A 20962-nucleotide genomic window follows, 5' to 3' on the forward strand; every position below is an offset into this window, starting at 1 on the left:
CGGTCCGGCGGGGTATTTGCCGGACCGCACCTCGACGAGCGCATTCGGAGGAGAGCGATGGCACAGCTGCGACAAGAGGTCGACCCGGGCGAGGCCGGGCTGGACGTGAAGGCGCTGGACCGCCTCGACCAGCACTACGCCCACTACGTCGACGAGGGACGCCTGCCGGGCTTCCTGGTGGCCGTGGCCCGCGGCGGACGCGTCGCCCACCTCACCACGCACGGCATGCGGGACGTCGCGGCCGGGCAGCCCGTCGAGGCCGACACCCTGTGGCGGATCTACTCCATGACCAAGCCCGTCACCTCGGTCGCCGCGCTGATGCTGGTGGAGGAGGGCCGGCTGGCGCTGGACGACCCGGTCGCCGCCCACCTGCCGGCCTTCGCCGATCAGCAGGTGTACGAGAGCGGCTCCGGCGCGGAGATCAGGACCCGCCCGGTCTCCCAACCCCTCCTGGTCCGGCACCTGTTGACCCACACCGCGGGCCTGACCTTCGCCTTCTACCACTCCCATCCGGTCGACGCCCTGTACCGCGAGGCCGGTCTGGAGTCGGCGGTGCTGCCGGGTTCGAACCTGGCCGAGACGGTCGACGTGTACGCGAGCCTGCCGCTGCAGTTCGAGCCGGGCACGCAGTGGAACTACTCGGTGGCCACCAATGTGCTCGGCCGGGTGATCGAGGTCGTGTCCGGGCAGCCGCTCGACACGTTCTTCGCCGAGCGGATCCTCGGCCCGCTCGGCATGACCGACGCGGGCTTCTGCATCACGGACGAACAGGCGCCCAGGCTCTCGGAGTTGTACGGCGAGAAGGACGACGGCAGCATCGAGCCGGTCCCCGGGCTGCCGCTGCGGGGCCGGCCCCGCTTCCTGTCCGGCAGCGGCGGCATGGTGGCCTCCGCGCACGACGTGCACCGCTTCATGGAGCTGCTGCGCCGTCGCGGCGAGCTCGACGGGGTGCGCCTGCTCGCCCCCGAGACGGTGGACCTGATGACCAGCAACCACCTTCCGGGCGGCGTGGACCTGCGGGCCTTCGGCAGCCGCCCGGCGCATGACCAGCCCGGCAACGACGGTGTCGGCTTCGGCCTCGGCGTCTCGGTGGTCGTCGACCCGGAGCGCACCCTGGCCCCGTCCGGCCTCGGCACGTACGGCTGGAGCGGGGTGGCGACGACGACCTTCTGGGTGGATCCCGGGCGCGACCTGACCGTCCAGTTCATGACGCAGGTGCGGCCGCAGACCTTCAAGCTGTTCCCGGACCTCAGACGGCTGGTCCAGGAGGCGATCACGGACTGAGGGCCAGGGCCTGTCCGGCGGATCATGCCGACGTCGCGGGCCCTGGCACGCCCTCCCCCACTGCCTCAAAGGCGTGGGGGGACCCCCAGCGGCGTCGTCGTCACTCTCCCCCACTCTCGGCTTCGCCCGAGCGGGGGGACCCCCATGACCCCGCTCGGGGCGGCCAAGAAGAGCTGTCTCCCGAGGCCGACCCGATCCGCCGGACGAGCCCTAGGGGGCGACGGTCAGGGTGAAGTCCACGCCCTGTTCGGTCAGTTCGCCCAGCCATTCCTCGGAGCGGGCCGCCGTCTCGGCGGCCCGGTTCAGGCCCGCCGACAGGGAGCCGTCCAGGATGTGCCGGACACCGAGGGCGAGCGGGCGGGAGACGAGGCGGGCCATCGCGCTCTCCTCCGCGTCGCCCACCAGGTCGAGGAGGTAACTCCCCGACCAGCTCTGCCCCTCCTCACCGCGCACGTCCAGGGACACGGCGAGGACGACACGGTCGCGGTCGGCGTCCGTGGTCGGATAGCGGGCCGCCAACTCCTGTGCCAGGGCGGCGATCCGGGCGTCGTCGCCGCCCTTGAGCTCCTCGAACACGGTGTCCCACGCCTGCAGCCAGCCCTCCAGCCGCAGGGTGCCGCGCACGAAGGACCGTGCCTGCCAGGCCGCCGGCAGCCCGTACTGCTCGACGAAGGGGACGCTGTCGCGGTTCGGGTAGACCTCGAAGGTCTCGCCGTCCAGGACGTGCGGCCGGGTGACCTCCCAGGGCCGCTCCGCGGTGGTCTCGGCGCCGTCCTCGATGTAACGGGCGGGCGAGCGCAGGGCGTTGAGGACGCCGGCCGGTGCCCAGCTGAAGCGGTACCTGAAGTCGTTCGGGACCGCGGGGATGCCGCCGCAGTACGAGGTGAAGGTGTACGAGGCCGCCGTGCCGTCGCCGAGGGCCTCCCGGGCGCGGGCGACGAGGCTGTGGGCGAAGAGGTGGTCGATGCCGGGGTCGAGCCCGGCCTCCGTGAGGACGACCAGGCCGGCCTTCGTGGCCTGGGGCACCTGCTCGAGTACGGCGTCCGAGACATAGCTGGAGCAGGCGAAGTGGGCGCCGGCCGTGACACAGGCGGCCAGGATCCCGGCGTGGTCGGGCGCGGGCAGCATCGACACGACGACGTCCCCGGGCGCCAGTTCCGCGCTGAGCGCGGGGAGCGTGTAGGCGCGGGGCTCGGCGCGTCCGGCAAGGTCCAGCCGGGCGAGGGTGTCGGCGGCACGCTCCTCGGTGCGGTGCCACAGCCTTACGCTCTCGGCGGTCTCGCAGAGCCGGGCCAGACCGCTGCCGGTGGACAGTCCGGCGCCGACCCAGTGGACGGTGCCGCTCGCCGGAACCCGGTCAGACATTGCGGAACTCCCCGCCTTCGATGCCGAGTTCACGGCAGGCCTGGTGGAACCGGTCGAGACAGCGCCCCCACGGGCCGCCGACACCGAACTCCAGCAGCTGGAGCACGAGCGCCGACGAGAAGTCGGTGCTGGACTCGGCCGGCAGCAGGGACGGCAGGTTGTCGATGGCGATGAGGTCGAGCGGGGGTTCCTTGCGCAGTCGGCGCGCCGGGTCCGTCCAGTCGGTCGTGCGGTCGTAGACCGGCAGGACGTTGAGGGGCGAGCCGACGTCGCAGGTGACGTCGCACAGGGTGCGCAGACGACGGGCGGGGTCGTCGAGGTCCTCCTCGCGGACGAAGGGCGGGACCGGGGTGGTGGCGAGGACGGCGTTGACCATCACGTCGTGGGCGAGCAGGGCCGGGCGGTCCAGGTCGCGGGTCTCGGCGAGATCCCAGCAGGTGGGCTCGATCCCCGCGGTGTGGAAGGCGACGCGTGCTCCGCGGCCGCTGCGGCCCAGGGCGCCGATCACCAGGGCCGTGAACTCGGCATCACCGGCGGCCGGTTGGAGCGTGACGTCCAGCTCCTCCTTCGACGTGGGCGTGAGGGGCGCGAGGAGCCTGCCGCGCTGCTGGAGCACGGCGAGGGCGGCGCCCAGGTAGCCGGCCCAGAACCCGAACGCGGCGAGCCGACGGCCGTGGTCGTCGACCAGGTACTCCAGGTCGAGCAGCGCCCCTCCCCCGGCCGCGAAGCGCCGCAGCAGGGTCTCCGCTCCCGGCTGCTGCTTGTAGGCGTGCCCGAAGAAAATGTGCCGGTGCGTCAGTTCGCCCGGCCCGTCCGGGAGTTCCTTCAAGCCGAGGACGACGGCATCCTCGGGGGCCGACACCCAGGAGCCCGCGGGCGCGACGCCGCAGCCTGCCGCCTCGTACTCCTCGATCGGGAAGATCCGCTGTGGGGACTCCTCCACGGTCAGCGTGACCCCGCTGTCGACGAGCCGCCGGGCGTCGGACGGCACGATCGGCGTGCGGCGTTCGGTGCTGCGGACCTCGTGGCGCAGCCACAGGTGGAGCTCTGTCATACGAGGTGGGCCTCCGGGCGCGGGCGCCGGCCGCGAAACGGCCGACGTTCATGGGGCTGACGTCCACGAAGGGTACGCGGCCCGGGCACGGGTCGCGGATCACCTCGCCGACGGCCAGCCCCGGCCCCTCCCGTGCTCAGGACAGGTGCGCCACCGCGTCCAGGTGCGGCAGGACATGGTCGAGGCGCTCCCGCTTGGTGCGCAGGTAGGTGATGTTGCTCTCGCACGGCGGGATCAACAGCGGTACGGTCTCGGCGACTTGGATGCCGTGCCGTACGAGCGCCTCACGCTTGCGCGGGTTGTTGGACATCAGCCGCACCGAGTTCACGCCCAGGTCCTGGAGGATCTTGGCGGCGACACCGTAGTCGCGGGCGTCCACCGGCAGCCCGAGCGCGAGGTTCGCCTCCACGGTGTCCAGGCCCTCCGCCTGCAGCGCCATCGCCCGCAGCTTGGCGAGCAGACCGATGCCGCGCCCCTCGTGGCCCCTCAAGTAGACGACTATGCCGCTGCCTTCGGCGACGACGGCCTTCAGCGCGGAGGCGAGCTGGTCGCCGCACTCGCAGTGCTGGGAGCCGAACGCGTCACCGGTCAGGCACTCGGAATGCAGCCGGGTCAGGACATCGTCCGTGCCGATCTCGCCGTGGACCAGGGCCACTTGTTCATCCCCGCGGTCGTGATCCATATAGCCCACTGCCCGGAATTGCCCGTACACCGTGGGCAGCGGGGCATTCACGATCTGTTCCACACCCGTGCGCTGCGGGGACTTCTTGCCGAGTACACCAATTTTTTCTGTCATGATCTGGTTCCTAAGCAGAGACGAAAGGCCGTGAAGAAATGAGTGGTTCGGGCGCGCGTACGGCGGCAGGCGGGCTGGTGCCGGCGGACACTACGGAAGAGGTACGGACCAGGGCGGCGGGTGTCTCAACGCAGGTCGCCGTCCTTCCGGTGGGGAGCTTCGAACAGCACGGTCCGTTCCTTCCGCTGGCGACCGACACGCTCGTCGCCTGTGCCGTGGCCCGGGAGATCGCCGCTGCGTACCCGGTGCATCTCCTTCCGCCGGTGACGATCTCCTGCTCGCACGAGCACGCGGCCTGGGCCGGTACCGTCAGCATCTCCTCGGTGACCCTTCATGCGGTGGTGTCGGACATCGCGGCCTCGCTCCGCCGCTCCGGCGTCGACGCCCTGGTGGTGGTCAACGGACACGGCGGAAACTACGTACTGGGCAACGTCGTTCAGGAATCCTCCGCCCGCGGCGAGCGAATGGCGCTGTTCCCGGCCGCGGAGGACTGGGAGGAGGCGCTGCGGCGGGCGGGGGTGGCCACCTCGCTGCTGACCGACATGCACGCGGGAGAAATCGAGACCTCCATCCTTCTGCACGCTCACCCCGAATTGCTCCGGCCCGGTTATGAGACCTCCGATTTCGTCGCGGACGACCGGCGTCATCTGCTCACCCTCGGTATGTCCGGCTATACCGATTCGGGCGTCATCGGACGCCCTTCGCTGGGCTCCGCGGAAAAGGGGAAGGAACTGCTCGCGAGCCTGGCGGATTCCTTCGGAGCATATTTCTCGCTGCTCACCTCAACTGACGGACGCGCATAGTCGCCGCCCGGTTCCGGGGCTGCTTCGGCCGTCCCGGAACCGGCGCGCAGACCGGTGTACCAGCGGGCGACCAGGACCACGGCGCCCGGCAGGGCGGCCACGAAGCTGAGCACGCCGTACACGACGGCGACGGCCACCCCGCTGTCCGCCCCCAGTCCGGCCGCCGCGAACGCCCAGGCGGCGACGCCCTCCCGGGGTCCGAAGCCGCCGACGTTCAGCGGCAGCCCCATGGCGACCAGCGCCAGCACCGACAGCGGTACCAGTACGGCGACGGACGCGCCCGAGCCCGCGACCCGGGCGGCGAGCACGAACATCCCGATGTGACCGGCGAGGATGAGCAGGGACGAGAGGGTGACTCCCGGCCAGTTGCGGCGCGAGAAGAGCCCCTCGCGGGCCTCGGCGAGCGTCGCGCGCAGGGCCTGCCCGCGACGGGACGGCGCCGCCCGGTTCATCCGCAGCGCGACGAGGACGGCGAGCGCGCCGACCGCGGCGAGCGCGACCAGCGGGGCGAAGTGCCGGACCTCGCTCAGCACCGGAGACGGCATGGTCAGCAGCACGGCCGCGCCCACGACGGTCAACGCGATCTGCCCGGCGACCCGTTCGAGCACGACCGAGCGCACCCCGCGGCCCATGTCACCGGCGCTCTGCCCGTGCCGTACGGCCCGGTGCACATCGCCGAGGACGCCGCCGGGCAGGGCGGCGTTGAGGAACAGCGCCCGGTAGTAGTCGGCGACGGCGGCGCCCAGCGGCAGCCGGATCTTCAGCCCGCGGGCCACCAGGGCCCAGCGCCAGGCGCTGAGCACCGTGGTGGCGACCCCGATCACGAGAGCCACCAGCAGGGTCGTCGCGTCGATCCGCCGCAGCCCGTCGAGAAGTACGCCGGTGCCGAGCTTCCACAGCAGCGCGCCGAGGATGACGACTCCGGCGACCGTGCCGAAGTGGGTGCGTACGGCACGGGAGTTGAGGATGCTCAGGAGACCGCGCCACCACGACCGGCCGGCCGTGTCCCCGGTCCGGGAGGAGGGGACGATCACGCCGATACGGTCCTTGGAGACGGCCGGTCCGGCGGGCGGGACGGCGGCGACGCCGACCCTCGCCCGGACAGCCGTACCCGCCGGCGCCACGGACACCGTGCCGCCGAGCAACCCGCCGCGTGGCTCGCGCAGTGCCACGTGTGCTTCCACCGTCTCCACGCTCATGACGCCCCGCCCGTCGGCCGGGACAGCGCCAGCAGGTCGCTGTGGTGGATCACGACGTGCAGCTCGCCGGCCTCGCAGGCGGCCAGGCGGTCCTGCAGATACCGTTCTGCACGCTGCTTCAGCTCGGGGCGCTGTTCGACGGCCGCGCCGACCCAGCCGCGCAGCCACTGGGCCGTCAGTGCGGCCTCGCCGGGGCCGAGCCGCCAGGCGCTCGGGTTGACCCGTACGGTCGCGCCCCGCTCGGAGAAGGCCTCGCAGGCGACCGTGATCGCGTCCGGGCCGAGGAGGCCGCCGCGACGCTGGTGCTCGTTGAACGCCTCGGCGATCTCCGCGTCCATCGGGTCGGACGGGGTGAGCTCGACGCGTCCGGCCACCGAGAGCGTCAGCAGCGCCGGGCAGCCGGCTCCGGTGCAGGCGGCGGCGAGGGTGTCGATCTCCTCGCGGGTGAGCACGTCGAGCAGCGCGGAGGCCGTGACCAGCGAGGCGCCGGCGAGGGCGTCCGGGGTGAGCCGGGCGACGTCGCCGCGCCGCGTCTCGACGGTGACCCGGCTGCCGTCGGCGGCGGAGCGCGGGGAGGCCACGGCTGCGAAGTGCAGCAGGTAGGGGTCGCGGTCGTGCAGGATCCAGTGCTGGGGGCCGTCCAGGCGGGGGGCCAGCCAGCGGCCCATCGAGCCGGTGCCGCAGCCCAGGTCGTGGATGACCAGGCCGGCCTTGCCCGGCAGGTTGGCCAGCCGGATCCGCAGCGGGTCCAGCAGGTCGTGCGCCCGCGCCGCCGCGTCGGCGGGCTCGCGCAGCTCCAGCCACTCGGGGGCGTAACGTGGCGGCTCCTCCGGCCCGTCCTCCCGCAGCCGTACGGTGGCGCGCTCGCCGGGGCGGGAGGCGGGGCCGGCGCCGGGGATCACGGAGTCCATCGCCTCGGACTCGTCCCTCGGCCCGGGCTGCGCCGGGATCTTCCCGTCGATCTGTGCCGTCCTGTTCATGCCGCCCTCCTGGGTTCGCTCGGCAGCCGGCCCAGTACTCCGGCGAGGCTTCGGGCCGTGGTCGCCCAGCCGTCCAGGGCGGCCCGTCGGCCCCGGGCGGCTGACTTGAGCCGGCGTCGTACGTCGGCCTCGCCGAACCAGCCGCGCAGTTCGGCGGCGAGCGCGGCGGGGTCCTCCGGCGGGACGAGGATGCCGGGGACACCGCCGTCGGGGGCGCGTCCGACCGCCTCGGGCAGCCCGCCGACATCGGTCGCGAGCACCGGGATCCCGCGCGCCAGGGCCTCCGTGACCGCCATGCCGTACGTCTCCGCGTACGAGGTGAGGACCATCAGGTCGGCGGTGTTGTAGCTGGCGTCGAGTGCGGCGCCGGCCTGGGGGCCCGCGAGGTGGATGCGGTCCTCGAGGCCGTGCTCCGCGATCAGCAGCCGCAGATGGGCGACGTACTCGGGGTCCTGATTGAGGCCGCCGACGCACACGCAGCTCCACGGCAGGTCGGCCGCCGCGGCCAGCGCCTGCACCAGCCGGTGCTGGCCCTTGCGCGGGGTCACCGCGGCAACGCACAGCAGCCGGGAGACACCGTCGGTGCCTGAGGCGAGGGGCGCGATGTCGGCGCCGGGGGCGGCGACATGGACCCGCTCGGGCGCGAGACCGTGGTGCGCGACGAGGCGTCGTACCGCCCAGTCGCTGGTGGCGACGACCGCGGGCACGGCCCGCAGCACGTCGCGCTCCTTGGCGTCCAACTCGGCGGCCACGGCGGGCTCGAGGCCCGTCTCGTCGCCGAGCGGGAGGTGCACGAGAACGGCGAGGTTCAGCCGCTCCGTCTCCGGTACGACGATCTCGGGGACGCCGCAGGCGACGATCCCGTCCAGCAGGACGACCGTCCCGTCCGGGAACTCCCGCAGCGTACGGGCGAGTTCGGCACGGGCGGCGACTCCCGGCCGGGGCCACTCGCCGGCCACGGCGTGCTTGTGGACCTGCCAGCCGAAGCCGGGCAGATCCAGACTCACGCGCCGGTCATAGGCGTTGCCGCCGCTCGGCGCGGCCGGGTCGTCGACACCGCCCGGCATGACGAAGTGCACGGAGCGCAGGGACATGGGAATGATCTCGGCGTTCTTCAGGGCGGAGTGCTGCACCGGCACATAGCCGAGCGCCGACCGCTCCACCTTCCCCAGCTGCTGGTTCACCTTCTCCAAGGTCACGTCGGTCACAGGGCACGCTCGTAACTCGCCCAGGCGACGTGCGACTCGTGCAGGGTCACGGAGATCCCCGCGATGCCCTTGGCGCCCTCGCCCATGGCGCCCTTCTCGATCCGCTCGGCGAGCCGGTCGGCGATGACCTTGGCCAGGAACTCCGTGGAGGTGTTGATTCCGGCGAAGTCGGGCTCGCTGTCGAGATTTCTGTAGTTCAGCTCGCTGACGACCGCGCCGAGTTCCTGGGTGGCCAGTCCGATGTCGACGACGATGTTGTCGTCGTCCAGCTGCTCGCGCCGGAAGGTGGCGTCCACCAGGAACGTCGCTCCGTGCAGGCGCTGCGCGGGTCCGAAGACCTCGCCGCGGAAGCTGTGGGCGATCATGATGTGATCGCGGACGGTGACACTGAACAACGGACGACCCTCCAGGTGCGGCGCGTCTGGTCCCCCGGCCGTTGGCCGCCGGGGGATGCCCTTGTAATACGGCTCTGCGGTTTCCCGCGTTCAACCGAGTCTCACTCTTTTCTCAGGTCAGGCGGCCTTGCCCTCCCGAAAGTCGTCCCCAATTGAACGACTCCGTCAGTCTGTGTCCGCGTACCGCACCCGGTGACACAGCGCCGGAATCTCCCCCGAAGCCAGGCGCGGCATGACGTCCGGCAGTTCGTCGAAGGCGCACTCGCCGGTGACGAGGGCGTCGAGGGCCGGGTCGGCGAGCAGGTCGAGGGCGAGGGCGAGCCGGTCGGCGTACGTACGGCTGGAGCGGCGCGCCGGGGAGACGGTGCCGACCTGGCTGCTGCGGATCACCAGCCGCCGGGAGTGGAAGGCCTCGCCGAGCGGGAGGCTGACCTTCCGGTCGCCGTACCAGCTCAGTTCGAGGACGGTGCCCTCGGCGGTGAGCAGTTCCAGGGACCGGGCGAGGCCCTGCTCGGTGGCGCTCGCGTGCACGACGAGGTCGCGCTCGCCGAGGGCGTCCTCGGGCAGCGCGAAGTCGACGCCGAGGGCCTGGGCAACCTTGGCCCGGCCGGGATCGGCGTCCACCAACTGGATACGTACGCCCGGAAAGCGGGCCAGCAGAGCGGCCACGGAGCAGCCGACCATGCCGCCGCCGACCACGGCGATCCGGTCGCCGACCAGCGGCGCGGCGTCCCACAGGGCGTTGACGGCGGTCTCGACGGTACCGGCGAGAATGGCGCGCTCGGCGGGGATGGTGTCCGGTACGACCGTGACGGCGGAGGCGGGGACGACGTACCGCGTCTGATGCGGATACAGACAGAAAACCGTCCGCCCCACCAGCTCCTCGGGCCCCTCCTCCACCACCCCCACATTGAGGTAGCCGTACTTCACGGGTGCGGGGAACTCGCCCTCCTGGTAGGGCGCCCGCATGGCCGCGTGCTGGCTCTCGGGCACCCCGCCCCGGAAGACGAGCGTCTCGGTGCCCCGGCTCACTCCGGAGAAGAGCGAGCGCACCAGCACCTCGCCCTCGGCGGGTTCCGGCAGCTGGGCGTCCCGGATCTCGCCCAGACCCGGACGACTGAGCCAGAACGCGCGTGCGATGTGGTTCATCTGGCCTCCTCCTGAACCATCTGGAAGTTGTTCACGTACCGAGGTGTGCACAGGCTGCGCACAGTGCGCGGCGTTGATCGACTCTGTCATACGGCCGGAGGGTGTGCGGTGGCCCTGAACAACACTTACGAAGCAAGGCTGGTCCAGCAGGAGACCGCTGTGGGAGCGGGCGTTCAGATCCTGTTGCTGGCCCTGCTCGGCACGGCGATCGGCTTGGGGCCGGCGGGCTGGCTGACCGGCCTCGCCTTTGCCGTCGCCACGTGGGCGGTGCTCTCGCGGGCACTGCACCGCACCCGGCCGCGCTCCTTCGGCCCGGCCAACCGGGTGACCCTCGGCCGGGCGACGCTGGTGGGCGGTGTGACGGCCCTGGTCGCGGACTCCTTCGAGAGCTCACCCCCGGTCACCGTCTTCGTCGGCCTGACGGCCGTGGCCCTGATCCTGGACGGCGTGGACGGCAAGGTGGCCCGGGCGACCGGCACGTCCACCCCGCTGGGCGCGCGCTTCGACATGGAGGTCGACGCGTTCCTGATCCTGGTGCTCAGCGTGTACGTCTCCATGGAGTTCGGCCCCTGGGTCCTGCTGATCGGCGCCATGCGCTACGCCTTCGTGGCGGCGGCCCGCGTCTACCCCTGGCTGAACGCCTCGCTCCCGCCCAGCATGGCCCGCAAGACGGTGGCCGCGATGCAGGGCATCTGCCTCCTCCTGGCAGCCTCGGGCTACCTCCCCCACCTGGCGTCCTTCGCCGTCGTCGTGGTGGCCCTGACCTCCCTGACCTGGTCCTTCGGCCGAGACGTCCTGTGGCTGCGCCGGACGTCACGGGTCCGGGACGAGGAGGTCGAGGAGATGCTGGAACTGGCGGCGGAGCGGGAAGCGGTGGCTTCCTGAGCGGAGGTCATGTCTGCGGCGGGGGACGGGGTGTCCTGAGCGGACGGTCATGCAGCGGAAGACGGGGGCGTCCAGAAGGCACGGGCACTCGTACTGCGGGGACACCTTGGCGTCCGGAACACCGGTCACCCGTCGAGCGGAAACCGGTACACCCTCGACTCCCTCGACTGGAAACCCAACCGCTCGTACAGCCGGTTCGCCGCCTCCCGGTCCGGTCGGGACGTGAGGTCGACGGTCCGTGCTCCGGCCTCCCGGGCGATGCGCAGGGCCTCCTCCATCAGCAGGCCGGCGATCCCGTGACCGCGTGCCGCGCCGTCCACGACCACGTCCTCGATGCGGGCCCGCAGTCCGGACGGCAGTGGGAACATCGCCAGGGTCAGGGTGCCGACGATCTCGCGGTCGGCCCGCGCGACCAGCACCGTGTTGGCGTCGCAGGCCAGGATGCGGCCGACCGCGTCGGCGTGGAGCGGCTTCGCGGACCGCGACAGCTGCGGCAGCAGCCGGCCGAAGGCGTCGACGAGTTCCTGGTCCGCTTCCCGGGCGATCTCCATCTCGATCTTCATGGCGGCGACCCTATCGGCGCGAAAGCAGGGATGTACCCGTCCGTCAGCGCAGCGAGGCGCTCCCTGGATGGCACGTCGTCCAACAGACAGGCGAAGTCGACCTCATATTTGCCACCAGCGGAAGCGAGCCGGTGGGGCGAGCTCCCGCTCGCCCCACCGGGCGTCCGGGCCGGACTCAGGCGGCCCGGCTTGCCTGGCCGCGGTGGGCGCGGACGATCTCCGCGTACCGATACCCACTCCCCTTGACGGTCCGCACCTGCGTCCCATAGTCCACGTGCACCAGCCCGAACCGCTTGTCGTAGCCGTACGCCCACTCGAAGTTGTCCAGGAGCGACCAGGCGAAGTAGCCAGCCAGCGGGGCGCCCTTGCGGGCGGCCGAGGCGCAGGCGGCTAGGTGGCGTTCCAGGTAGTCCTGGCGTTCCGGGTCGTTCACCGTGCCGTCCGGGCGTACGACGTCCGGGTAGGACGAGCCGTTCTCCGTCACGTACAGACGCCGCGCGCCGTACTCCTCGGTGAGGCGGAGCAGCAGGGTCTCGATGCCGCTCGGGTCGACCTCCCAGTCCATGCCGGTGCGCTGGACGTCGGGGCGGCGCACGGAGCGGACCCGGGGCGCGGGGCCGGTGGGGTCGTCGGCGACGGTGGCCGGCATGTAGTAGTTCAGGCCGAGCCAGTCGAGCGGGGCGGCGATCGTCGCCAAGTCACCTTCCTGCTCGGGGAGTTCGACGCCGTACACCTCCCGCATGTCGGCCGGGAAGCCGCGGCCGTGCAGCGGGTCCAGCCACCAGCGGTTGACGTGGCCGTCCATGCGGTGGGCGGCCCGTACGTCCTCCTCGTGGTCCGTGGCCGGATGCACCGTGGAGAGGTTGGTGACGATGCCGACCTGGGCGGCGGGGGCTTCGGCGCGGATCGCTTGCGCGGCCAGGCCGTGCCCCAGCAACAGGTGGTACGAGGCACGGACGGCGGCCGTCAGGTCCGTCAGGCCGGGGGCCATCCTGCCTTCCAGGTGGCCGATCCAGGCCGAGCACAGGGGCTCGTTGAGCGTGGACCAGTGGGTGACGCGGTCGCCGAGGCGTGCGGCGACCGTCGAGGCGTACTCGGCGCAGGCAAGGGCCGTGTCCCGCTCCGGCCACCCGCCGCGGTCTTGCAGGACCTGCGGCAGGTCCCAGTGGTAGAGGGTGACCGACGGTGCGATGCCCGCCTCCAGCAGGCCGTCGATCAACTCGTCGTAGAAGGCCAGGCCCTTGGGGTTCACCGGCCCGTCCCCGCCCGGCATCACCCGCGGCCAGGCGATCGACAACCGGTAGGCGTTCGTGCCCAGTCGGCGCATCAGGCCGATGTCCTCGCGCCAGCGGTGGTAGTGGTCGCAGGCCACGTCACCGTGGTCGTCGCCCGCCACCTTGCCGGGAGTGTGCGAGAAGGTGTCCCAGATCGACGGCGTGCGGCCGTCCTCCGCGACGGCTCCCTCGATCTGGTACGCCGATGTGGCCGTGCCCCACAGGAAGTCGTGCGGGAAGGCGGCGAGGTCGATGCGGTCGGACACGTAAGTCCCTTCGGAATGAGCGGAGTTGGTTGCCCTACGGTTCACTGGACGGGTCACTTGACGGCTCCCGCCGTCAGTCCGGCGACCAGATAGCGCTGCAGCAGCAGGAAACCGGCCACCACGGGCACGCTGACGACCAGCGAGGCGGCCATGATCTGGTTCCAGTACACGTCGTTGAGCGTGGAGTAGCCCTGGAGGCCGACGGCCAGGGTGCGGGTGGTGTCGTTGGTCATGACGGACGCGAAGAGCACCTCGCCCCAGGCGGTCATGAAGGCGTAGACGGCGACCGCGACGATGCCGGGGATCGCCGCCGGGACGACGACACGGAAGAGGGCCCCGAGCGGTCCGCAGCCGTCCACCAGTGCCGCCTCGTCCAGATCGCGCGGCACCGAGTCGAAGTAGCCGATCAGCATCCAGATCGAGAACGGCAGCGAGAAGGTGAGATACGTCAGGATCAGGCCGCCGCGCGAGCCGAACAGGGCGATACCCGTGGCGTTGCCGATGTTGACGTAGATGAGGAAGAGGGGGAGGAGGAAGAGGATGCCGGGAAACATCTGCGTGGACAGGACGGTGACCGTGAAGACCCGCTTGCCGCGGAAGTTGTAGCGGCTGACGGCGTACGCCGCGAACACCGCGATCACCACCGAGCAGACGGTCGCCGCACCCGCCACGATCAGCGAGTTCACGAAGTAGCGGGCGAGTGGGACCGTCGACCAGATGTCGATGTACGGGCGGATCGTCAAACCACTGGGCAGCCAGCGGAACTTGCCCGTCACGTCGGCCAGCGGTTTCAGCGAGCTGGAGACCATGACGTACACCGGTACGAGGACGAAGCCGGTGAGCAAAGTGAGGAAGACCCGCCGGGACCAGAGGAACGAACTCGGCGGTGCCATCGGTGACTCAGGCATCGGCAGCCCTCCGTCCGCGTGATCCCCTTGAGGTGAGCACCAGATACACGCCCGTCACCACCAGCAGGAACAGCAGCAGGAGCACGGACATCGCGGAGCCGGTGCCGAAGTTCCACGTCACGAAGGACGCCTGGTAGATGTGCACCGAGATGAGGTCCGCGGCCTCGGGCGCGGCCTTGCCGAACAGGACGTAGGGCGTGTTGAAATCGTTGAAGGTCCACAAGAACAGCACCAGGACCAGGACTTGGTTGACGGGACGCAGTGACGGCAGGGTGATGCGGCGGATCTGCTGCCACATCCCTGCGCCGTCCAGCGCCGCCGCCTCGTACAGCTCGCGCGGGATGTTCTGCAGCCCGGCCATCACGATGAGGAAGGCGAACGGCCAGCCCTTCCACACCGATACGACCAGCAGCGCGTAGAAGCTGTTGTCGCCGATCAGCCAGAACGACGGCTTGTCGGTGAGGTGGAGCTGGTCGTGCAGGACGTGGTTCACCAGGCCGTTGTCGTGCTGGAACATGAACACCCAGGTGATGACGGCCGCGTAGACCGGCAGTGCGTACGGCACCAGGAACAGCGCCCGCAGCAGACCGCGGCCGGCGAACGTGTCCTGCATGTAGATCGCCGCTGTCGTGCCGATCAGCCAGCACAGGCCGACCGAGAGCAGCGTGAAGCCGACGGTGACGAAGAAGGAGTGCAGCAGGGCCTCGCCGACGGGCGCGTCGAAGTCCACCGACACCTTGTAGTTGCCGAGGCCGGACCAGGGCGCGGTGCCCCAGTCGCGGATGTAGAACTGCGTGAGCTCCTTGAAGCTCATCACGATGCCGATGACCATCGGCACCAGGTGGACGAGGAGTTCGAGGAGGAGGGCGGGCAGGAGGAGCAGGTACGGGAGTCCGATACGGCGGATCCGGCCCGGGCGGCGGCGACGCGGTTCGCGCGCCGCCGCCCCGGACGAACTCCCCCGCACCGAAGGCTCCTTGAGGGCGGTGGTCGTCATCGGGCTCACTTCGCCGGCATCTGCTGCTGGGCCTTCTCGAGCTTCGCCTTCACCGACTCGGTGGTGACCGCGCGCCCGGCCGCCACGTCGGCGAACAGGTCCTTGACCGCCGTACCGACCGCCGTCTCGAACTGCGACTCGTCGGCGACCTGCGGCAGCGCGGCGGCGCTCTTGGCGAGGGTGTCCTTGAGGACGGAGTTCGAGGGGGAGTTGAAGGCGGCCTCACCCTGCGCGGCCTTGACCGGCGGGATCGAGCTGTACGCCGTGTTGAGGATCTTCTGCTCGGCATCGCTGGTCATGAACTTCACGAACTTCGTGGCGCCGTCGAGGTTGTCGGTGTTCTTGAAGACGGCGAGGTTGATGCCGGCGACCATCGAGTTGATCTGGGTGCCGGTGCCCGGGGTGCCGGACTGCACGGGCACCGGCGCGATGCCGTACGAACTCTCGCTCATGCCCTGTGACTTGAGGTTGGCGGACGCCGACTGCCACAGCAACATCGCCTGCTTGCCCTTGGCGAAATCGCTGACGGACTGGTTCTGCGCGTACTCGGCGTCCCCGGTCGGGATGACCTTGTCCTTGGCCATCAGGTCGACGTACTGCTTGACCGCGGTGACCACGCCGTCGCTCGTGAAGTCGGCCTTGCCGTCCGGGGTGAAGAAGTCGGCGCCGTGCTGCTTGGCGAAGACGAAGACGTGGTGGATGTTCTCCGACAGGTTCGAACCCTCGGCGCCCAGCGGCGACTTGCCCTTCGCCTTGATCTTCTTGCCGTCGGCGATCAACTCGTCCCAGGTGGCCGGGGGCTTGGTGATGCCGGCGTCGGCGAAGATCTCCTTGTTGTAGTAGAGGGCGTAGGCCATCGAGTACAGCGGTACGGCGGCCGGGTCCTTGCCCTCGGCGCCCGTCGAACCCAGCGCCGAGTCGACGAAGCGCTCCTTGCCGTCGATCTTGGCGAAGTTCTTGGCGTCCCAGGGCAGCAGCGCGCCGGTGGCCTGCAGCGAGGCGCTCCAGGTGTTGCCGATGTTCAGGACGTCGGGGCCCTGGCCCGAGGTGGTCGCGGTGAGGATCCGGTTGAGCAGATCCGACCAGGGGACCACCTCCAGCTTCACCTTGATCCCCGTCTGCTTCTCGAACTTGTCGAGCTCGGGCTGCAGGACCTTCTTGTCGACGGCGATGCTCGCGCCCTGGTTGGAGGCCCAGTAGGTGAGGGTCTTGGGCGAGTCGTTCGACCCGCCTCCGCTGGACGAACCGCCTCCACAGGCCGAGGCGGCAAGGGCGAGTGACACGGTGACGGCGCCTACGGCCGCGGCTCGGATGCTGCGCATGGCTCCCGGTGTCCCTTCAGGGATTGCACTCATGGCTTAATTTAGGACGTGAGTTAAACCTCAAGAGATGGGCCCGTCAAGGGGTGCGGCACCGCTTGGAGAACTCCGGTCGCACCTCTTGACGCACTCGTTCGGGCAGTTGAAGCATTCACCGGCGAGAGAGCGCTCCCAAACCCCACCTCGTTCACTTCCTGAACAGGAGAGCCGCCCCTATGTCCCTGCCTGCCAGCAACAGCGTCAGACCCGCCATGGGCCGCAGAACCGTGCTGGGCGCCGCTGCCGCCTCCGCCCCCGCGGTGCTCGGCCTGTCCGCCCGCGCGTCCGCCGCACCCAGAACGCCCGAGAAGCAGCGCCCGCTCCCCGGTGGCGGCGACCTCGGCCCGAACGTCCTCGTCTTCGACCCGTCCACGCCCGGCATCCAGGCCAGACTGGACGAGGTGTTCAGACAGCAGGAGTCGGCCCAATTCGGCACCGGCCGCTACGCGTTGCTCTTCAAGCCGGGCACCTACAACGGCCTGAACGCCCAACTAGGCTTCTACACCTCCATCGCGGGCCTGGGCCTCTCCCCCGACGACACGACCATCAACGGGGACGTCACGGTCGACGCGGGCTGGTTCAACGGCAACGCAACGCAGAACTTCTGGCGTTCGGCGGAGAACCTGGCCCTGGTCCCGGCGAACGGCACCAACCGCTGGGCGGTCGCGCAGGCGGCCCCCTTCCGCCGTATGCACGTGCGCGGCGGCCTCAACCTCTCGCCCACCGGCTACGGTTGGGCCAGCGGCGGCTATATCGCCGACAGCCGCATCGACGGCCAGGTCGGCCCGTACTCCCAGCAGCAGTGGTACACCCGCGACAGCGCGATCGGCAGCTGGCTCAACGGCGTCTGGAACATGGTGTTCTCGGGCGTCGAGGGTGCCCCGGCGCAGAGCTTCCCGAACCCGCCGTACACCACGCTCGACACGACACCGGTCTCCCGCGAGAAGCCCTTCCTGTACCTCGACGGCGCCTCCGAGCTGCGCGTCTTCCTGCCGACGAAGCGGACGAACGCCCGCGGCGTCACCTGGGGCAACGGCACCCCGCGCGGTACCTCGCTCCCCCTGTCGCGGTTCTACGTCGCCAAGCCGGGCGTCACTGCGGCGACCCTCAACCAGGCGCTCGCGCAGGGACTTCACCTGCTGCTGACGCCCGGCATCTACCACCTCGACCGGCCCATCCAGGTGGACCGCGCGGGCACCGTCGTCCTGGGCCTGGGCTACGCAACTCTCGTACCGGACAACGGAGTTACCGCCCTGCGCGTGGCCGACGTCGACGGCGTACGGCTGGCGGGCCTCCTCATCGACGCGGGGCCTGTCAACTCCCCCACCCTGCTGGAGGTCGGGCCCCGAGGTGCCTCCCGGGACCACTCAGCCAACCCCACCACCGTCCAGGACGTGTTCGTCCGCATCGGCGGCGCGGGCGCCGGCAAAGCCACCACCGGCATGGTCATCAACAGCCGCCACACCATCGTCGACCACACCTGGGTCTGGCGCGCCGACCACGGCACCGGCGTCGGCTGGGACACCAACCGCGCCGACTACGGGGTGGTCGTGAACGGCGACGACGTGCTGTGCACCGGCCTGTTCGTGGAGCACTTCAACAAGTACGACGTCCAGTGGTACGGGCAGCGGGGCCGCACGATCTTCTTCCAGAACGAGAAGGCGTACGACGCCCCGAACCAGGCGGCGATCCAGAACGGCCCGGTGAAGGGCTACGCCGCCTACAAGGTCGGCGACAACGTGACCGCGCACGAGGGCTGGGGCCTGGGCAGTTACTGCTACTACAACGTCGACCCGACGATCGTGCAGCACAACGGCTTCGCCGCGCCGAACCGGCCAGGGGTGCGCTTCCATGACCTGCTGGTCGTCTCCCTCGGCGGCAACGGCCAGTACGAACACGTCATCAACGAGACCGGTGCACCGACGTCGGGGACCTCGACGGTGCCGTCCACAGTTGTGTCGTATCCGTGAACCGGGGGCGGCCCCGCCCGCGTACGGGAGGGGCCGCCGTTTCGGTCACCGGACCGACGTCACAGCCGGAGCCGGTGCGTAGCCGGTGGGCCGGGCGGTGAACGTGCCGCGGCCCTGCGTCCGGCTGCGCAACCGGGTTGCGTAGCCGAAGAGTTCGGCCAGCGGCACGGTGGCCGTCAGGACCGCCGAGCCGCCGCGCGCGGTCGAGCCCGAGACCCGGCCGCGGCGCGCGGCGAGGTCGCCGAGCACCCCGCCGACCGCGTCCTCGGGCACGGTGACCGTGACCTCGACGACCGGTTCCAGGAGGACCATCGCGCAGACGCGCAGGGCTTCCCTCAGGCCCAGCCTGCCCGCCGTGCGGAAGGCCGTGTCCGAGGAGTCCTTCACATGGGTCGAACCGTCGGTGAGGGTGACGCGCAGCCCGGTCACCGGGTGACCGACGAGCGGGCCCTCGGCGAGCGCGTCCCGGCAGCCGGCCTCGACCGCGCGCACGTACTCCTGCGGCACCCGCCCGCCGACGACGGCCGAACGGAACTCGAAACCCTCCTCCAGCGGCTCGACATCAAGGACGACATGGGCGAACTGCCCTGCCCCGCCGTCCTGTTTGACGTGCCGGAAGACCAGCCCGGACACCCCGCGCCCGACCGTCTCGCGGTAACTCACCCTCGGCCGACCGACGGTGACCTCCAGCCCGTGGCCGAGCCGGAGCTTCTCCGCCGCGACCTCGAGATGCAGTTCGCCCATGCCGGACAGCACCGTCTGGCCGGTCTCCGGATCCGTCCGTACGACCAGCGAGGGGTCCTCCTCGACGAGCCGCGCGAGCGCGGAGGCGAGCTTGTCGGCGTCGGTCGACCTGCGTGCCTCGACCGCGACGGAGACCACCGGTTCGGCGACGCCGGGCGGTTCCAGCACGAGCGGGGCGTCGGGGGCGCACAACGTCGTACCGGCGCGGGCGGACTTCAGCCCGCCCACGGCGACGATGTCCCCGGCGACCGCCCGGTCCACCTGGGCGTGCCGGTCGGCCTGCACCCGCAGGATCCGCCCGATGCGTTCGGTGCGGCGCGCGCCCGTGTCCCACACGGCGTCTCCCTTCTCGACCGTTCCCGAATACACCCGCAGGTACGTCAACCGCCCGGTCTGCGTGGCGTTCACCTTGAACGCCAGCGCAGCGAACGGTGCCGCCGGGTCGGCCGCCCGCTCCTGCTCCGTACCGTCGTGCGTACCTCGTACGGCGAGCACGTCGAGCGGCGAGGGCAGGTAGGACACGACGGCGTCGAGCAGCGGCTCGATGCCTCGGTTGCGGTAGGCCGAGCCGCAGAGCACGACGACGCCGTCGCCGCTGCGGGTCAGGTCGCGCAGGGCAGCGGCAAGGGTCTGCGGCGAGAGGGTCGCCTGCATGCAGAACTCCTCCAGCGCCCCCGTGTGCAGTTCGGCCACCGCCTCCTCCAGCATCCGCCGACGCCGCTCGGCCTCCTGTCGCAGCTCCTCCGGCACCGGTCCTGCCACGGCCGTGTCGGCGCCGTCGGCCCAGACCAGCGCGCGCATGCGGACGAGGTCGACGACGCCGCTGAAGCCGCCCTCGGTACCGATCGGCAGCTGCACCACCAGCGGTGCCGGATGCAGCCGCTTCCGGATCGAGGCGACGGCGGTGTCGAGGTCGGCGCCCGCGCGGTCCAGCTTGTTGACGAACGCGATCCTCGGCACGCCGTGCCGGTCGGCCTGCCGCCACACCGACTCGCTCTGCGGCTCCACGCCGGCGACGGCGTCGAACACCGCGACCGCGCCGTCGAGCACCCGGAGAGAGCGCTCCACCTCGTCGGCGAAGTCCACATGCCCCGGGGTGTCGATGAGGTTGATGCGGTGACCGTCCCAGGCGCAGCTCACGGCCGCGGCGAAGATGGTGATACCGCGGTCGCGTTCCTGCAGGTCGAAGTCGGTGATGGTGGTGCCGTCGTGGACCTCGCCGCGCCGGTGGATGGTGCCGGTGGCGTACAGGATCCGCTCGGTGACGGTGGTCTTGCCGGCGTCGACGTGGGCGAGGATGCCGAGGTTGCGGACGACGGCGAGGGTGTTGAGGTTGGTGCGCACGGCCCGTTGGCCTTTCTGGTTCTCCGACGATCGGAACGGGGCAGCGCGATTCCCGGCGAGGACATGCATGAGGGACACGGCCTGACGACACGTCAACAGACGGGCGTACGACAGGTGTTGGCTTGCTCAGATGCTCGTCGCGGGCATCCGGTGCCGGCCGCGCAGCGGGCACCGGGCGGACGAGGACACGAGGATCACCTCGTACTGGGCTCGGGGAACGACGACAGCGGTGCGGTACTGCACGGCCGGTCTCCCCTCGTCACTCGTCCCGCGCGTCACGGCGACGCACGATGCGTGGCGAGTGTAGGGAATCCGGAGGGGACGGGGCACCGGATTTTTCTCCGCCGGTCACCTTGGTGCTTCTCCGCAGGTCGGCTCGGTGAACTTCCTCGGAACGTCCGGAACTTATCCCCCGGGCCA

The 20962-nt window shown here is 70.9% G+C and carries 17 protein-coding genes and 2 pseudogenes; 4 read left to right on the plus strand and 15 right to left on the minus strand.

Features of this window, described 5'->3' with window-relative positions; translation table 11 throughout:
• Positions 1–57: 57 nt before the first annotated feature.
• Positions 58–1284, plus strand: a complete 1227-nt coding sequence (locus ABZ880_RS35195; RefSeq protein ID WP_361271484.1) for a serine hydrolase domain-containing protein — start codon at positions 58–60, stop codon at positions 1282–1284.
• A gap of 210 nt (positions 1285–1494) precedes the next feature.
• Here the strand turns inward: ABZ880_RS35195 and ABZ880_RS35200 are convergent, their stop codons facing one another.
• The 4 genes and pseudogenes from ABZ880_RS35200 to ribA all read right to left on the minus strand — a co-directional run bounded on the left by ABZ880_RS35200 (position 1495) and on the right by ribA (position 4499).
• Positions 1495–2649 carry a saccharopine dehydrogenase family protein gene (locus tag ABZ880_RS35200; protein WP_361271487.1) on the minus strand — a complete coding sequence of 385 codons (1155 nt, stop codon included), beginning with the start codon at positions 2647–2649 and terminating at the stop codon, positions 1495–1497.
• A complete protein-coding gene (locus ABZ880_RS35205) occupies positions 2642–3703 on the minus strand; it encodes a saccharopine dehydrogenase (RefSeq protein WP_361271489.1) in 1062 nt (353 codons plus the stop codon). Before ABZ880_RS35205 ends, ABZ880_RS35200 begins: the two co-directional genes overlap by 8 nt.
• A pseudogene (locus tag ABZ880_RS35210) lies at positions 3700–3833 on the minus strand (sarcosine oxidase subunit beta); the annotation flags it as partial. The gene ABZ880_RS35205 and the pseudogene ABZ880_RS35210, both read right to left, overlap by 4 nt.
• A 6-nt stretch (positions 3834–3839) precedes the next feature.
• Entirely contained in the window at positions 3840–4499 is a 660-nt protein-coding gene (ribA, locus tag ABZ880_RS35215; RefSeq protein WP_361271492.1) for a GTP cyclohydrolase II, read from the minus strand.
• A 38-nt stretch (positions 4500–4537) separates the two neighbouring features.
• Between ribA and ABZ880_RS35220 the strand changes: the two genes are divergently transcribed.
• The gene (locus tag ABZ880_RS35220; RefSeq protein WP_361271494.1) at positions 4538–5302 is read left to right on the plus strand and encodes a creatininase family protein; all 765 of its coding nucleotides are present in this window, start codon (positions 4538–4540) and stop codon (positions 5300–5302) included.
• 143 nt (positions 5303–5445) lie between these two features.
• Here ABZ880_RS35220 and ABZ880_RS35225 read toward each other — a convergent pair.
• The 5 genes and pseudogenes from ABZ880_RS35225 to ABZ880_RS35245 form a co-directional block, all read right to left on the minus strand.
• Positions 5446–6501, minus strand: a pseudogene (locus ABZ880_RS35225) (lysylphosphatidylglycerol synthase transmembrane domain-containing protein); the annotation flags it as partial.
• Complete coding sequence (locus ABZ880_RS35230; protein ID WP_361271497.1) at positions 6498–7481, minus strand: class I SAM-dependent methyltransferase; 984 nt, start codon at positions 7479–7481, stop codon at positions 6498–6500. The pseudogene ABZ880_RS35225 and the gene ABZ880_RS35230, both read right to left, overlap by 4 nt.
• Positions 7478–8680 carry a glycosyltransferase family 4 protein gene (locus ABZ880_RS35235; protein WP_361271735.1) on the minus strand — a complete coding sequence of 401 codons (1203 nt, stop codon included), beginning with the start codon at positions 8678–8680 and terminating at the stop codon, positions 7478–7480. The genes ABZ880_RS35230 and ABZ880_RS35235 overlap by 4 nt, the downstream gene beginning before the upstream one ends.
• A gap of 5 nt (positions 8681–8685) precedes the next feature.
• Complete coding sequence (locus tag ABZ880_RS35240; RefSeq protein WP_361271499.1) at positions 8686–9084, minus strand: 6-carboxytetrahydropterin synthase; 399 nt, start codon at positions 9082–9084, stop codon at positions 8686–8688.
• Positions 9085–9249: 165 nt separating this feature from the next.
• Entirely contained in the window at positions 9250–10233 is a 984-nt protein-coding gene (locus ABZ880_RS35245; protein ID WP_361271502.1) for a zinc-binding alcohol dehydrogenase, read from the minus strand.
• Between the two features lie 108 nt (positions 10234–10341).
• On the opposite strand from ABZ880_RS35245, the gene ABZ880_RS35250 reads away from it, so the two are divergent.
• Complete coding sequence (locus ABZ880_RS35250) at positions 10342–11118, plus strand: CDP-alcohol phosphatidyltransferase family protein (protein ID WP_361271505.1); 777 nt, start codon at positions 10342–10344, stop codon at positions 11116–11118.
• Between the two features lie 125 nt (positions 11119–11243).
• Here the strand turns inward: ABZ880_RS35250 and ABZ880_RS35255 are convergent, their stop codons facing one another.
• From ABZ880_RS35255 to ABZ880_RS35275, 5 genes are all read right to left on the minus strand, one after another.
• Entirely contained in the window at positions 11244–11681 is a 438-nt protein-coding gene (locus ABZ880_RS35255; RefSeq protein WP_361271508.1) for a GNAT family N-acetyltransferase, read from the minus strand.
• Positions 11682–11856: 175 nt separating this feature from the next.
• The gene (locus tag ABZ880_RS35260) at positions 11857–13221 is read right to left on the minus strand and encodes a GH1 family beta-glucosidase (protein WP_361271512.1); all 1365 of its coding nucleotides are present in this window, start codon (positions 13219–13221) and stop codon (positions 11857–11859) included.
• 53 nt (positions 13222–13274) lie between these two features.
• Entirely contained in the window at positions 13275–14114 is an 840-nt protein-coding gene (locus ABZ880_RS35265; RefSeq protein WP_361271737.1) for a carbohydrate ABC transporter permease, read from the minus strand.
• 7 nt (positions 14115–14121) lie between these two features.
• Entirely contained in the window at positions 14122–15126 is a 1005-nt protein-coding gene (locus tag ABZ880_RS35270; RefSeq protein ID WP_361271514.1) for a sugar ABC transporter permease, read from the minus strand.
• A 5-nt stretch (positions 15127–15131) separates the two neighbouring features.
• The gene (locus ABZ880_RS35275) at positions 15132–16448 is read right to left on the minus strand and encodes a sugar ABC transporter substrate-binding protein (RefSeq protein WP_361271517.1); all 1317 of its coding nucleotides are present in this window, start codon (positions 16446–16448) and stop codon (positions 15132–15134) included.
• Between the two features lie 212 nt (positions 16449–16660).
• Here ABZ880_RS35275 and ABZ880_RS35280 point away from each other — a divergent pair, with 212 nt between their 5' ends.
• Positions 16661–18454, plus strand: a complete 1794-nt coding sequence (locus ABZ880_RS35280; protein ID WP_361271519.1) for a coagulation factor 5/8 type domain-containing protein — start codon at positions 16661–16663, stop codon at positions 18452–18454.
• Between the two features lie 45 nt (positions 18455–18499).
• On the opposite strand, the gene fusA is transcribed toward ABZ880_RS35280, so the two are convergent.
• The gene (gene fusA, locus ABZ880_RS35285; RefSeq protein ID WP_361271521.1) at positions 18500–20542 is read right to left on the minus strand and encodes an elongation factor G; all 2043 of its coding nucleotides are present in this window, start codon (positions 20540–20542) and stop codon (positions 18500–18502) included.
• Between the last annotated feature and the right edge of the window lie 420 nt (positions 20543–20962).

Origin of the sequence: Streptomyces sp. NPDC047043 (assembly GCF_040644055.1) — a bacterium.
GTDB lineage: Bacteria > Actinomycetota > Actinomycetes > Streptomycetales > Streptomycetaceae > Streptomyces.